Here is a 10988-nt window from a genome sequence, read left to right on the forward strand (position 1 = left end):
GGCCGCGGGCTCAATGATCGCGAGCACCACATGGCCCGGCACCGCCGCGTGCAGTCCGAGCGCGGTGCCGTGCAATGGCAACTCAACGGTAAGAAGCCGCCCGCCGGCGCGGTGCGCGTGCTGCTGGTGCGCGTGTCCGTGCCGTCGGCAACCCGCTGGATCCAGTTGGACGGCGACAACCTGCAGGGCAGCATGAAGGCTGTGCGCGACCAGGTTGCGGCGTGGCTGGGCCGCGACGATGCTGACGGCGGCACGATTCAATGGGAGTACGGGCAACGGCGCGGCACCGACTGGGCGTGCGAGATCCACGTGGTGCCGACACCATGAGCAGCGTCGTTCTCTACCGAGCCGAAGACGGCAAGCTCGCGGGCATGGGCGACAGGGGCCAACGCCAGTTCTCGAAGTTCAAGCGCGCCATCGAGGCCCTGCCCGTCGGCGCCACGCTGCAGTTCGACTACCGGTTGCCGCGCAGCCCGAAGCACCACCGTCTGTTCTTCGCCAAGCTGCGCGAACTGCACGCACGCCAGGAGACCTTCGACACCGAAGACGACCTGCGCATGTGGCTGCTGGTGGGCGCGGGCTACTGCCACTTCATCCCCGGTACTGACGGGCAACTGGTGGCCGTGCCGCAGTCGATGGACTGGGTGACGCTGGAAGAGGCGGACTTCCTCGAAGTGCACCGCCGCGTCGACGCCTTTATGTGGGAGCCGCGGGCCCGCCGCGTGCTGTGGCCGCACCTGGGCGACGAGCGTAGCTATTGGGCGGTGGACTGCTGGCGGCTGGAGTTCGAGAAGCGATGAACGGCGGCCTGTTCGCGTTCTCCACCGGCCAGTTGCTGGCCGAGATCAAGCGGCGCGCCGACGAGGAAGAGCTGGGCCGCAGCATCGAACACTATTGCGACGGCTGCGAGCACTGGCGATTCAGCATGCGCGACGATGACCCGGAGTCCAACTGCACGAAGGGCCACGCGATGCAGTTCCGCATGCCCCTGGACTACCCCGATGGGGAGGCGTGGGGCTTCTACCGCATCGGCTGTCCCGACTGGGCTGTGCGGCCGGGCGATGCGCCGGGCCCGAACCTGAACCCCACGCCGGCGCCGGCCGCGCAATCGCAGGTACGGCGCCGCACCACGCGCCAGCCTGCCCACCATGCCGACGCCACCACCACGCAAGCGCCGCCGGGAGCCGCCCCGATGCTTCACCCCATGCACAAGCGCCCCAGGCCTGGCCAGCGCTTCGCGGTCCACACTCGGGCCGGCCTGATCCGGCACGCATGCCGCGCCACGCGCATCGTGGTCGACGACCGCGACGGCATCGTGATCTACCACGGGAAGTACGCCATCGACGAGAGCGACGCGATCGGCTGGTGGCCGGAGGCGCGCGCGTGATGCGGCGCACTCCGATGAAGCGAGCCGCGTGGCCACGCCGCGGTCAGCCGGAGCCTGGCACGCCGCCCGAGCGCGTCAAGCCCGTGGCCAAGCCGCTGGAGCGGCCCGTGCGATACGCCGCGCCGGCGAACGAGCCGGTGTTCGCGCAGCCGAAGGAGGCCGTGATCGAGCACGAGGGCTACAAACGCCTCGTGCGCCTGCTGCCGTGCGCGCATTGCGGCATCGAGGGCTACACCCAGTTCTGCCACTCGGACGAAGGGAAGGGCATGGGAATCAAGACCGATTCCCGCCGCGGCTGGCCGGGTTGCGGTCCACATGGGAACAGCGCTGGCTGCCACCACCTGGTTGGCAGCACGGGCACGCTGACGCGGGAGGACCGCAGGGAGCTGGAGAGCCGCTACGCCGCGCAGACCCGCGCCAAGATCATTGCCGCCGGCGACTGGCCGGCAGGGTTGCCGCTGCTGGACAATGTAGCAACAGGAGAGCATTGAACATGGTCGAGACCGCAATCACCCTCATCATTTTGAACGCCGTCGGGATGGCATATCTGGTGCTCCGCAGCTTCGGCATTGGCTACGGCACGAAGAAGGGCAACAACGCTGCCGACATTGAGGATCTGCCGAGGCTTACGCAAATCGTAGAGGAGATAAAGCAGCAGAACGCCATGCTGCTGGAGAGCCTGAAGTCACAGAATCAGCTTCGAGTTGCAGCGATCGACAAGCGGCTGCAAGCACATCAGGAGGCCTTTCGCCATTGGTCAAGGTTGCTTACCGTCGTGTTTGATCAAGAAGCAATGAAGCAACTCGTCACTGAATGCTGGGAATGGTGGCTTAGCAACTGCCTCTATCTCGAGCCCTCGGCCCGCGAGGCGTTCCGAATTGCGATGGCGACTGCGCCAGACCACGCGATGATCGTGGATGCCAATCGAGGAACCGGAAATGCGAAACCTGTGCAAGACAGTTGGGCGAACATTTTTGGGGCTGGCGACATCATCGTGAAGGCGGTCGCGCTGCCCGGCCTCACTGTTGGCGAAGGCGAGCAACTCAAGATGTCCACCGAACAGCCCTTGCCACTGCAGTGAAATCCACCGTATGAAAACCGCGCAACTCGTGGGCGAAGCGCTCGAATTGTGGGTGGCCAAGGCCCTGGGCGAGGAACCCGACACGGCCTACACGACAGCATGGCCAGGCTTCGCCCGCCTGCTCGAGCGCGAGGCCATCCACGTCGCGCCGATGGTCGGCAAGAACTACCAGTGGTGCGCTATCGTCGTAGGGTGACCCGGTGGGCGGCTGCCGGAGTCACGCGGGACATGGAAGGAAGGCGCCTCCCCGCGTATCGCCGTGGCCAGGGCGGTAGTCGCCGCCAGATTCGGAGAAGAAATTGATTGAAGATGAAGACTCGAAGGGCAGGCGCAACTTGGTTGTGGCCAGCATGGTGATTTTGCTGGCAGTGTGGCTGCGGGCTCCAGTTGAGGGCCTAGCCGAGAGCCTTTTTAAAGTTAAGCCCGTCGATCCAAAATTCGCGTTTCGCGTTTGGCTGGCCGCGGGCGCTGTGCTGATTTACTTTGGCCTGCGCTTTCGCTTCTCAGACGAGAACCTGAAGGCAATCGGGCCGCTGAACGCCGAATACCTTGAGGTCGAGCAGAGAGTTCTTAGACTTTGGCTCGCGAAGAAGATGAAGAACTACGTTCGGACGCAAAGGGCTGGGTCACTGAATGTCAATGGCTTTGGCATGATCGTGGAGGCTCAACGGCGCGGGATTGTTCAATCCCAAGGTGGGCAGATCGAGCCCGTGCTTGCCGGGATTCGAGTCGCAAAGGTCGTGCGATCCTCGACTTCATACCCTGCGAACGGCCCAGTGAGCTTGAATTTCATCCAAGCAGATCTAATGCTCTCGTTCAAGTGGGATCTGGGGCAGTCCGGCACAGGTGTACCAATTGGGTTCGATGTGCCCTTAGGCGCAAGGCTCCGGATTCAGTGCAACGCGCTCGGCTGGTTGTTGCTCTACTCGAAGGGGAGCATGCAGGTTCTACTGCCATGGTCGCTCGCAGGACTGGCGCTTCTTGCCTCGGTCTACAAGACCGTACGTACTTGGTAGCTTCTGCTGGGTGGACCGCAGGATTAGTACTGCCTCACATTTGACTTTGCAACAGACGGACCCTTTGAGGTCCGTTTGTCGTTTCAGGGGGCACACACGACCCCCCTTGAATCCCGCACCACGAACCGATGCAATCACAGGCGCGGGCTAACTCCCCGCTGCTTGTTGTCTCCGTGGCTTGTTCTGGGAAGTTCCGGCCACCTTCACCCGCCGGCTAATCCCCGGCGGGCTTTTCTTGCCCTCGAAGAAACCGTCGCCTGCTCAAAACGCCGCCAAGCCCACGAAGGCCAAGGCGAAGCCGACCCCCAAGAAGACAACCCCCGCGAAGAAGGCGCCCCGCAAGAAGGCGGCAGCAGCTCCCAAGGTCCCTGCCGCATCGAAGTGGCGCATCGCTTCTCCTGAACCTGCAACCCCGACCAAGGGGGCTGGCGGGCCTGCGGAGATCACCCAACCGGCGCCATCCCGCGCGTTGATGGTGATTCCGCAGCCTGAGCCCCTGACCCCGTGGGGAGCGTTCAAGGCCGGCATGCCCGCGTCGTTCGACGAGTTCATCGGGTTCATCGCAGCAGGGGGGCACCTTGCGCAGTTCGTGACCGAACGGGGAATCCCGTACACCACGATGCTCACCTGGATCAACGTTGACTCGCACCGTTCCGAGATGTACGCGCGTGCGAGGGAAGACCGGGCCGACGTTCTGGCCGACGAGATCATTGCCATCAGCGATGAAGTCGAGTTGGTCACGAAGACGCTGGCGAATGGGCAGACCGTACTGGAGCTGAACCCGACGGCCGTGCAGCGCAACAAGCTGCGCGTGGATGCTCGGAAATGGGCAGCCTCGAAGTTGAAGCCACGCACCTACGGCGAGAAGCTGGAGCTGGGCGGCACGGTGAACCACAAGACGCTCACCGACACCCAGTTGCTGGATCGCCTTGCATCGTTGGGCGTGAAGCTGCCCGCGATCACGCCGAGGCAGGAGGGGGCGAGCGACGATGCTTGAGCTTGCCGCACCACAGAGCACGCCGGTCTCGCCGGTGTTCGACCTCACCACGCTGTCTCACGAGCAGCGCCTGGAACTGACCGGCCTGATCGACGAGCTGGAGCGCCGGCGTCGCACGCGGCTGATCGGAACGATGTTCCCCGACACGGGGCCATTGCGGCGCGAGCTGTACCCGCGCCACCTCGAGTTCTTCCTGTCGGGCGCGATCAACGACGAGCGCGTCTTCATGGCCGGCAACCGGGTCGGGAAGACCGTCGCGGCCGGCACCGAGCTGACATACCACCTGACGGGTCAGTACCCAGACTGGTGGCAGGGGCGCCGCTTCAAGCGCGCCATCCGTGCGCTGGCCAGCGGCGACACAACGGTCACGACCCGGGACATCATCCAAGACAAGATGCTCGGCGGCACGACCGACGAGACGTTGTACGGCACCGGTTTGATCCCGGGCGACTGCATCGTGAACTGGACGAAGCGCATGGGCGTGCCAGGCGCGGTCGAGAAGATCACCGTTCGGCACGTCAGCGGGCAGGACAGCGAACTCTGGCTGCGCAGCTATGAGCAGGGCCGCAAGATCTTCCAGGGCTTTGAGCTCGATGTGTTCTGGCCCGACGAGGAATGCCCGGAGGACGTCTACGAAGAAGGCCAGGTGCGCCTGCTGACGACGGGCGGCATCAGCATGCTGACGTTCACGCCGCTCAACGGCCTGACGACGTTGGTGCAGGCGCTGACCAGCAATGACCCGGACAAGCCGGTCCTGAGCCGCGACGTGATCCAGTGCGGCTGGGATGACGTCCCCCACCTCTCCGAGATCGCGAAGGCAAAGCTGCTCTCGAAGCTGATGCCGCACCAGCGCGATGCCCGCACGAAGGGCATCCCTGCGCTGGGTTCGGGTGCCATCTATCCGGTGCCCGAGACCGACATCGTGATCCCCGACTTCGCGATCCCCGATCACTGGCCGCGCGGCTACGGCATGGACGTGGGTTGGAACCGCACGGCCGTCATCTGGGGCGCGCTGAACCGCGAGACCGACACCGCCTACCTCTACAGCGAGCACTACCGCGGCCAAGCCGAGCCCAGCGTGCACGCCGCCGCCGTGAAGGCGCGCGGCGACTGGATGCAGGGTGCGATCGATCCAGCCAGCCGTGGCCGCAGCCAGAAGGACGGCGAGCAACTGCTTCAGAGCTACATCGACCTGGGCCTGCAGCTCGCGATGGCTGACAACGGCGTGGAGTCGGGCCTGTACGACGTGTGGGAGCGCATGTCCACCGGCCGCCTCAAGGTCTTCGCCTCGTGCCGCAACTGGGTCGACGAGTACCGCATCTACCGGCGCGACGACAAGGGCCGGATCGTCAAGGAGAAGGACCACTTGATGGATGCCACCCGCTACTTCGTGAAAACCGGGCTTGGCCTCGCCACTGTGCGACCACGCCCGACCTCGCGCGCCCGCTCGGGCTCATGGAGAACCGCATGACCTTCTACAGCATCCCGCACCCCACCCGCGACGACTGCTTGCTTCGGGTATCGGCCGCGAAGTACTGGTGGCTCAAGGCCGAGGAAGAGCGCAAGGATTTGCGCGCCTACGGGGCGGCGTTCCCGCTGCACGCCTTCCTCGACCGTCTGCTTTGCCTGGGCGTCGATGGCGAAGGCGCTGAGGTTTTCGCAGTGGAGCTTCGAGGTGCTGAATTCGGCGACCTGATGGCGTCGACCGCATCCGCGAATGGTCTGGATTGGCTTCCACACCAAGCCGACCGCGAGAGAGCCGAGCGATTCGCTCGTGCGCTTAAACCCGGACGTCGATTGCTGGCCATCAGTTGCGGCGTGCTGATGTTCGGCGCGCGCGATCCCATCACCAACACCACCAAGGAGCCCGCATGACGGACTTTTCACTGCTTGGCCCACGCGGCACACCGATGGTCGAACTCGGGGGCGAGCGCGCATGGCGCCAGTACACCAAGGGCGAGATCGTGTGCAGCCTGCAATGGCTCGACCTGCAGGCCCAGGACCCCGCTTTCCCCGAAGACGGCCCCATCCCCTGCATGGTGCTGTTCCATGCGTTCCGGCGCCTCAACACCGCCGCGCACGTCATCCCGCAGCGCTACGCCTACCTCTACGGTGCGCGAGAGGGCAAGCCGACCTTCCACTTCTTCCGAGGCGTGGCCGATGCCTGCGAGACGCTGGGCTTCGACCGCAACGACAAGGCCGCGCAGCACCGAATGATGGACCTGGTTGTCGAGGCCATGCCCGACCTGATCCGCATGCCCACCGACCAGCCCAATGCACTCGAAGTGCAGCGGCACCGCATGGGCATCGAGGTCACAGCCCGGGCCGGCGGCAAGACCCTGCATAGCGAGGTGATCTGATGTTCGACGTAGCTGCTGCCACCACCAACGCGCCGCCCGACCTCGCGGCCGATACCACCACGCGCGAACTCAGTGGCCCGGACAAACCAGGCGATGCGTCCGCGAACGAGGTGACCAAGCACCGGCACCACGTCCTCATGGACTTGTTGGAGTACGAGGCCGAGCGCCAGGCCGAAGAGCGCATCCAGATGCAGATCGATGAGGACTACTACGACCACCTGCAATGGCGGCCGGACGATGCCCGCGAGCTGATGGAGCGCGGCCAGGCGCCGCTGGTGTTCAACGAATCCCGCCAGTCCATCGACTGGATCAGCGGCACCGAGAAGCGCATGCGCAAGGACTACAAGATCCTGCCGCGCGAGCCCGACGACGAGCAGGGCGCCGAGCTGAAGACCAAGATCGTGAAGTACCTCGACGACGTGAACCTCACGCAGTGGCACCGCTCGAAGGCCTTCAAGCAGGCGGCCACCGCAGGCCTATCGTGGATCGAAGAGGGCGTGAACCCCGACCCCGAGCAGGAGATCATCTACTCGGGCATGGAGGACTGGCGCAACGTGTACCGCGACAGCCACTCGCGCAACCTCGACATGAACGTCGATGCCCGCTACCTGTTCCGCCGCCGCGTGATCGACCTCGACTATGCGATTGCGCTGCTGCCCGGCCACGCCGCGCACCTGCGTGCGATGTCGGGCCGCCACGATGCCGACGAAGAGGGCGATGGCATCTGGTACCTGGGCCAGAAGCTCACCGGCGCCAGCGAGACCGAGTGGACGATGAACAGCCTCGCTGGCTTCGGCGAGCGCGCGGCCTACATGAGCCGCAACGGGTACCGCGACACGAGCCGCCGGCAGTCGGTCGAGCTGCTGGAGTGCTGGTACCGCGTGCCCGAGCGCGTGAAGGTGTTCGCCGCTTCCGCCATGCAGGGGAAGATCGTCAACCCTCAAGACCCGACGCACGCGCAGGCGCTTGTCGAGCGCGTGCCGATGTACGAGGCCGTGAAGCTGCGCATGCGGCTGCAGATCGCCACGAAGCAGGCCCCGATGGAGGACATGGCGAGCCCGTACCGCCACGGCCGCTTCCTGCTGACCCCGATCTACGGCTACCGCCGTGCGCGCGACGGCATGGCCTACGGCGCCATGCGCGGCATGCGGGACATTCAGGACGACATGAACAAGCGGCGCAGCAAGGCGCTGTTCGCCCTGTCGTCCAACCGCATGGTGATGGAAAAGGGCGCCGTCGACGACATCGAAGAGGCCCGCAAGGAAGCCGCACGCCCGGACATGGTGCTGGTGAAGAACATCGGCCGGGAGGTCCGCTTCGAGAAACCGATGGCCGACTTCCAGGGCAACCTTGAACTGGCCGCGCAAGACAGCGAGCTGCTGCGCAATGCCGGCGGCGTGACCAACGAGAACCTGGGCCGCAACACATCCGCGCAGAGCGGCATCGCCATCGAGCGCAAGCAGGATCAGGGCTCGCTCACCACGTCGGAGCTGTTCGACAACTATCTGCTGGCCATTCGCCAGGCCGGCAAGCTGCGCCTCTCTCACATCGAGCAGTTCTGGACCGAGCCGAAGGCTATCCGCATCGTCGGTGGCCGCAAGCCCATCGAGTGGCTGAAGGTGAACACCATCGACCCGGCCACCGGCGAGATGCTGAACGACGTCACGGCCCGCGAAGCCGACTTCATCGTGGACACGCAGGACTACCGCGCCTCGCTGGCCCAGTCCGCGCTGGAACAGATGTTCGACCTGCTCGGAAAGATCGCGGTGTTCGCGCCCCAGGTGGTGCTCAACGTGCTCGACCTGGTGGTGGAGTCCGCGGACCTCAAGGACAAGGACGAATGGGTTGCGCGCATCCGCAAGCTCACCGGCCAGCGCGACCCGAGCAAGCCGATGACGCCAGAAGAGCAACAGGTCGAGCAGGCCACCATCGCCAAGCAGCAGGAGCAAGAGCAACTTGCCACCGATACGGCCAAGGCCGCGCTGTCGGAGATCCAGACCAAGGTGGATCTGGTCCGCGCGCAGATCGCGAAGCTGGACACCGAGGGCACTTTGCAGAAGGTCGAGACCATGTACTCGGCGCTGCAGGCAGCCCAGATCGTGGCCACGGTGCCGGGCGTGACGCCGGCGGCCGACGAGATCGCCAAATCCGCCGGGCTGCGTGACGAGAACCCGGGCGGCGTGCCCGCGCCAACGGCGATGGCTGCAGCTGTGGCCGCGAACACCCCGCCAATCGCCCCCTCCGTTCCCGCGCCACCCAGCGTTGCCGACACCGCCCCCGGCCCGCTGGAAGGCATGCAGGCCGGCATCCAAACCCCCGATGGCGCCGACAACGTTGCGCCGCCCGTTGATCCCTCCGTTTCCAACCTACCCCAGGAGCCCATGCAATGACCATTTCCGAAGATGACCTTCGCGGCCTGAGCGCCGTCGAACGCGAAGCCCTCATGAACGACCCCGACGAGGACGGCGAGATCGCGCTACAGCTCGGCGGCGCCGCGGCGCCTGCTGCCGCACCTGCCGCGCCGAGTGCGCGCGACCTCGAGCACCCGAAGGGTGGTGAGGGCGAGGAAGACGACGAAGCCGGCGTCGCTGCTGCAGCTCCTGCGCCGGCCGCCGCCCCTGCTGCTGCGCCAGCACCAGCCGCCGCGCCGCCGGCACCAGCAGCCGATGAAGAAGACGACACGCCGCCGGCCCAGCCCGCGCGCGCCACGCCTGCCGACATCGACGACCAGCGCAAGACGCTGAACGCCAAGGAGGACGAGTCCATGCAGAAGCTGCTGGACGGCGAGATCACCCAGGAAGAGCACTCCAAGGTGAAGAACGAGGTTCGGGCGAAGCTGGATGATCTGCTGGTGGCCCAGGCCACCGACCGCGCGAGTGACGCCATCGTGCAGCGGCAGATGCTGGCCAGCTACGACGTGGACTTGAAGGCCACGATGAAGGAAGCCAAGGCCGTGGGCCTCGACTACAAGGACGCGAAGATCGGCGCTGAGTTCGACCGTGCGGTGCGCATGTTCGCGGGCGACGCCGCCGAGCAGGGCTTGCAGGATCTGCCGGGCAACTTGGCCGCATCGAAATTCGCCCTTGCTGAAGCGCAGGCCTTGATGTTCCGCCGGCATGGCAAGGCGGCGCCGGCTGCAGCGGCACCTGCGCCTGCACCGGCTGCCGCAGCTGCTCCGGCCGCAGCGAAAGAACGGCCCGCGCCCGATCGCTCGAAGCTCGGCGTGACGCTGGCCGGTGTGCCAGCAGCATCGGACGCGGCCATCACCACGGAGTTTGCTCACCTCGACGGCATCAGCAATCCGGCCGCGCTGGAACGCGAGCTTGCGAAGCTCACCCCCGACCAACAGGAAAGGTATCTCGGCGTATGACCAGCTCCACCACATTGATCCGCATGCTGCGGGTGGGCGAGAGCCTGTCCTTCGACCAGGGCCGCATCAAGGTCGAGCTGGAGGAAAAATCCGGGCGCACGGCGCGCCTGCGGCTGACCCTTGGCGAGACGGTGGTGGTGGACAAGCCGCGCGTCGCAGCGAACGACGGCGCAGAGAGTGCGATTAGGGGAAGCACGCCTTGATCGCTGGCAGTGCGTCAACATCGCCCTTGGTCATGGTTTCGCGAATGCCATAGGTCGTCAGGCGGGCGAGCAAGCTTTGCGCGAGTTCGTCGAACGCCGCTTGGTGCTTGCGGATCTCGTCTACAGCAATGTTGATGCATTGGGTTTCTAGATCGGCCAGCTCCTTTTCGGTTTGCGCCTCGACCGTAGTTCCTGGGTGCCGAAGATTTCGCAGGAGCTGAAGCAGCTCGTGTGTTTTGAGCCGGTCTTGTGCGCCGTTGACTTGCAAGCATGCCGCAAAGGCGTCTTGCTTCACCTCTCCGTCTATCCACGCTTCTCCCACCGCTCCCGCCAGCAGGATCGCGATTCGCTTTGCCAGATAGTCCTCTGTCTGCTGCTGCCCCGCCACGGGCATCCAAAGATCCAGTTCGCTTCCACCGCTATGGTGCCCGTGAGGATTGCGCATTTCCAGAAAGATGGTCTTGACGCTGAAGCCAAGGGCTTTTGCCACGATGTAGTGACCGGCCTCGTGCTTTGTGAGACGGAGGAAATTTGGCTTGTCGGCCTTATCGATGAGAAACGGCATGGGAGGAGG

The 10988-nt window shown here is 65.2% G+C and carries 15 protein-coding genes; 14 read left to right on the forward strand and 1 reads right to left on the reverse strand.

The window, feature by feature from the left end; translation table 11 throughout:
• Positions 1-30 precede the first annotated feature (30 nt).
• The 14 genes from H7F35_RS23085 to H7F35_RS23150 all read left to right on the forward strand — a co-directional run bounded on the left by H7F35_RS23085 (position 31) and on the right by H7F35_RS23150 (position 10414).
• Positions 31-327: a hypothetical protein gene (locus H7F35_RS23085; protein ID WP_187108899.1), complete on the forward strand. Its 297-nt coding sequence runs from the start codon at positions 31-33 to the stop codon at positions 325-327.
• The gene (locus H7F35_RS23090) at positions 324-800 is read left to right on the forward strand and encodes a hypothetical protein (protein ID WP_187108900.1); all 477 of its coding nucleotides are present in this window, start codon (positions 324-326) and stop codon (positions 798-800) included. The genes H7F35_RS23085 and H7F35_RS23090 overlap by 4 nt, the downstream gene beginning before the upstream one ends.
• A complete protein-coding gene (locus tag H7F35_RS23095) occupies positions 797-1387 on the forward strand; it encodes a hypothetical protein (RefSeq protein WP_187108901.1) in 591 nt (196 codons plus the stop codon). The genes H7F35_RS23090 and H7F35_RS23095 overlap by 4 nt, the downstream gene beginning before the upstream one ends.
• 14 nt (positions 1388-1401) lie before the next feature.
• Positions 1402-1878, forward strand: coding sequence for a hypothetical protein (locus tag H7F35_RS23100; RefSeq protein WP_187108902.1), 477 nt, complete (start codon positions 1402-1404; stop codon positions 1876-1878).
• 2 nt (positions 1879-1880) lie between these two features.
• Positions 1881-2468 (forward strand): hypothetical protein, encoded by a 588-nt coding sequence (locus H7F35_RS23105; protein ID WP_187108903.1) that lies wholly within the window; start codon positions 1881-1883, stop codon positions 2466-2468.
• A gap of 10 nt (positions 2469-2478) precedes the next feature.
• On the forward strand, positions 2479-2664 hold the full coding sequence (locus H7F35_RS23110; protein WP_187108904.1) for a hypothetical protein: 186 nt from the start codon (positions 2479-2481) through the stop codon (positions 2662-2664).
• Between the two features lie 103 nt (positions 2665-2767).
• Positions 2768-3484 carry a hypothetical protein gene (locus H7F35_RS23115; protein ID WP_187108905.1) on the forward strand — a complete coding sequence of 239 codons (717 nt, stop codon included), beginning with the start codon at positions 2768-2770 and terminating at the stop codon, positions 3482-3484.
• Positions 3485-3719: 235 nt separating this feature from the next.
• Entirely contained in the window at positions 3720-4481 is a 762-nt protein-coding gene (locus tag H7F35_RS23120; protein ID WP_187108906.1) for a hypothetical protein, read from the forward strand.
• Positions 4474-5952: a terminase large subunit domain-containing protein gene (locus H7F35_RS23125; RefSeq protein WP_187108907.1), complete on the forward strand. Its 1479-nt coding sequence runs from the start codon at positions 4474-4476 to the stop codon at positions 5950-5952. Before H7F35_RS23120 ends, H7F35_RS23125 begins: the two co-directional genes overlap by 8 nt.
• Complete coding sequence (locus H7F35_RS23130) at positions 5949-6356, forward strand: hypothetical protein (protein WP_187108908.1); 408 nt, start codon at positions 5949-5951, stop codon at positions 6354-6356. Before H7F35_RS23125 ends, H7F35_RS23130 begins: the two co-directional genes overlap by 4 nt.
• The gene (locus tag H7F35_RS23135; protein WP_187108909.1) at positions 6353-6841 is read left to right on the forward strand and encodes a hypothetical protein; all 489 of its coding nucleotides are present in this window, start codon (positions 6353-6355) and stop codon (positions 6839-6841) included. Before H7F35_RS23130 ends, H7F35_RS23135 begins: the two co-directional genes overlap by 4 nt.
• Positions 6841-9231, forward strand: a complete 2391-nt coding sequence (locus H7F35_RS23140) for a portal protein (protein WP_187108910.1) — start codon at positions 6841-6843, stop codon at positions 9229-9231. Before H7F35_RS23135 ends, H7F35_RS23140 begins: the two co-directional genes overlap by 1 nt.
• On the forward strand, positions 9228-10211 hold the full coding sequence (locus H7F35_RS23145; RefSeq protein ID WP_187108911.1) for a hypothetical protein: 984 nt from the start codon (positions 9228-9230) through the stop codon (positions 10209-10211). The genes H7F35_RS23140 and H7F35_RS23145 overlap by 4 nt, the downstream gene beginning before the upstream one ends.
• Complete coding sequence (locus H7F35_RS23150) at positions 10208-10414, forward strand: hypothetical protein (protein ID WP_187108912.1); 207 nt, start codon at positions 10208-10210, stop codon at positions 10412-10414. The genes H7F35_RS23145 and H7F35_RS23150 overlap by 4 nt, the downstream gene beginning before the upstream one ends.
• On the opposite strand, the gene H7F35_RS23155 is transcribed toward H7F35_RS23150, so the two are convergent.
• Positions 10395-10979: a hypothetical protein gene (locus H7F35_RS23155; RefSeq protein WP_187108913.1), complete on the reverse strand. Its 585-nt coding sequence runs from the start codon at positions 10977-10979 to the stop codon at positions 10395-10397. The two genes, H7F35_RS23150 and H7F35_RS23155, sit on opposite strands and share 20 nt — an antisense overlap.
• Between the last annotated feature and the right edge of the window lie 9 nt (positions 10980-10988).

This window comes from Variovorax sp. PAMC26660 (genome assembly GCF_014302995.1).
GTDB lineage: Bacteria > Pseudomonadota > Gammaproteobacteria > Burkholderiales > Burkholderiaceae_C > Variovorax.